We start from the raw sequence: 2,286 nt of genomic DNA on the forward strand, positions 1-2,286 counted from the left end.
CCGCCCGGCCACCCATTCAGGGTACTCTCGTGGGTGGCCGGGCGGGGGAGCGGGCCGGTGCCGCCCACGTTTCAGCCTTGCTGAAACGTCAAACAAGAGCACGGTATTATTTTACCTCTCCGGAAACGCCCGGTTTGCTTGACTCTTGGCGGGTTTGTGAGCAAAGGCGCGCTTCCTCGCCTCCGGCTTCGCTTTCGGCCTGCCTGCGGCGTACCACATTTCCAGGATGGGTTTCAGCCATGAAGGCGCTCACGAAAGTCACCCGGTCGATCAAGCCGGCCGAGGTGGAAAAGAAGTGGCATCTCATTGATGCCGATGGCCTCGTTGTCGGCCGTCTCGCGGTGATCATCGCGAATCATCTGCGCGGCAAGCACAAGCCGAGCTACACCCCGCACGTCGATTGCGGCGATCATGTCGTCGTCATCAACGCCGACAAGGTGCGTCTGACGGGCAACAAGCTCAAGGACAAGATCTACTACAAGCACACCGGTTATGCCGGCGGCATCAAGGAAGTCACCGCGGACAAGGTTCTCGGTGGTCGCTTCCCCGAGCGCGTGCTGGAAAAGGCCGTCGAGCGCATGATTCCGCGCGGCCCGCTCGGCCGTGCGCAGATGCGCGCGCTGCATCTCTATGCCGGTGCTGAGCATCCCCACGCCGGGACCCAGCCCCAGCCGCTCGACGTCGCGTCGATGAACCGCAAGAACAAGGTGGGTGCGTAAACCATGTCCGACACCGATACCGTCTCCAGCCTCGCGGATCTCAAGGATCTGACCTCGGCTGCCGCCGCCGCTGCTCCTGCCGCGACGACCGAAGCGCCTCGCGCCCCCTCGGCTCCCGCCGCGCCGCTGCGCGAGCGTGAAGTCGACGCGCAGGGTCGTTCCTACGCGACCGGCCGCCGCAAGGATGCCGTCGCCCGCGTGTGGATCAAGCCCGGCTCGGGCAAGATCACCGTCAACGGCCGCGATCAGGAAGTCTATTTCGCGCGCCCGACGCTGCGTCTCGTCATCAACCAGCCGTTCGAAGTCGCTGACCGCTCGGGTCAGTACGACGTCGTCGCCACTGTCAAGGGCGGCGGTCTCTCGGGTCAGGCCGGTGCGGTCAAGCACGGCATCTCGCAGGCGCTTTCGAAGTTCGAGCCCGCGCTGCGCGGCGCCGTCAAGGCCGCCGGGTTCCTCACCCGCGACCCGCGCGTTGTCGAACGCAAGAAGTACGGCAAGGCCAAGGCCCGCAAGAGCTTCCAGTTCTCGAAGCGTTAAGACGAAAAGTCCATTTTTCGTCGAAAAATCAAGGGGTTGCGAGAAATCGCAGCCCCTTTTTCTTTGTAGCAGAATCGTAGCAGAATGTTGGGATCATTGACGTTCTGAGTTCTCGGAAATAGCATAATCGCAGCAGTCAGGGCATCTTAGGGGTGCTGACGATGACTTGGATTGAGAACAGGATCGAGCGATCTTGAAGCTAAAAACGAGAGGACGTAGGTATGAGCGACAATCTACAAGAACGCTATTTCGAACTTCTCGATCTCTGGAATGCCTGCAAGGCTGAAGGTGATAAGCTGCAAGCTGAGGTGACAAAGGCGTTCATGCGTGTCGCAAGCGGCACTGGCTCAAATCCGACAGATGGAGTTTTGACCATGCTGGACTCGCAGCGTGAGCGGCAACAGCGACTTTGGGACGAGATGCAGAAGATTCTCGAGGCGGTTGCTCGTAGTTAGAAGCTGGCTGGGTCTAGGCGATGGCGTACTACGAAAACAGGGTCGAGCATCTCGGTGGCGATCTGATCTTGTATCAGCGCAATCTCGCCACCGCTGTCCCCAACGTGAAGTCCCATCGCAAACCGACTTGGTACATGAAGCTCAAGATTCGAGGGCTTCGAAAGCACATTGATCGCAGCACGAAGCTGACCAAATACGAAGATGCGTATGCGTTCGCTCGCAAAGAATATGACAGACTCACAACCGCAGCCGATCTTGGTCACGCTATCGACGACTACACATTCGAGAAGCACTGGGAAGATTGGTATCAGCGCAACGTGAACAATCGCACGTGGCGAGCTGATCGTCAGCGTTGGCACAAGAATCAAGCGGCTCGTTACTACAAGGCGTATTTTCGCTACGCTGACGGCAAATCAATGCGCTTGAACGATATCACAGCGCAGTTCGCTCATGGCTACTGGGACTGGCGGATCGCATATTGGTCGACGCAGCAGGGCGAAAAGCTAGCTGACTACAATCTGTTGATTGCCACTGAGAAGTGACCCGGGAGGGGCCGTAATTTCCACTGAGATTTG

At 58.9% G+C, this 2,286-nt stretch carries 4 protein-coding genes; all 4 read left to right on the forward strand.

Annotation, left to right across the window (positions count from 1 at the left end; translation table 11 throughout):
* Positions 1-239: 239 nt before the first annotated feature.
* The 4 genes from rplM (at position 240) to IP83_RS19190 (ending at position 2,253) form a co-directional block, all read left to right on the forward strand.
* Positions 240-719: a 50S ribosomal protein L13 gene (gene rplM, locus IP83_RS19175; protein ID WP_054123845.1), complete on the forward strand. Its 480-nt coding sequence runs from the start codon at positions 240-242 to the stop codon at positions 717-719.
* Between the two features lie 3 nt (positions 720-722).
* On the forward strand, positions 723-1,256 hold the full coding sequence (gene rpsI / locus IP83_RS19180; RefSeq protein ID WP_072384568.1) for a 30S ribosomal protein S9: 534 nt from the start codon (positions 723-725) through the stop codon (positions 1,254-1,256).
* A 221-nt stretch (positions 1,257-1,477) separates the two neighbouring features.
* Positions 1,478-1,711 (forward strand): hypothetical protein, encoded by a 234-nt coding sequence (locus IP83_RS19185; protein WP_054123846.1) that lies wholly within the window; start codon positions 1,478-1,480, stop codon positions 1,709-1,711.
* A gap of 20 nt (positions 1,712-1,731) precedes the next feature.
* On the forward strand, positions 1,732-2,253 hold the full coding sequence (locus tag IP83_RS19190; RefSeq protein WP_054123847.1) for a hypothetical protein: 522 nt from the start codon (positions 1,732-1,734) through the stop codon (positions 2,251-2,253).
* The last annotated feature ends 33 nt before the right edge of the window (positions 2,254-2,286 follow it).

This window comes from Novosphingobium sp. AAP93, assembly GCF_001296055.1.
In the GTDB taxonomy this organism is placed as follows: Bacteria; Pseudomonadota; Alphaproteobacteria; order Sphingomonadales; family Sphingomonadaceae; genus Novosphingobium.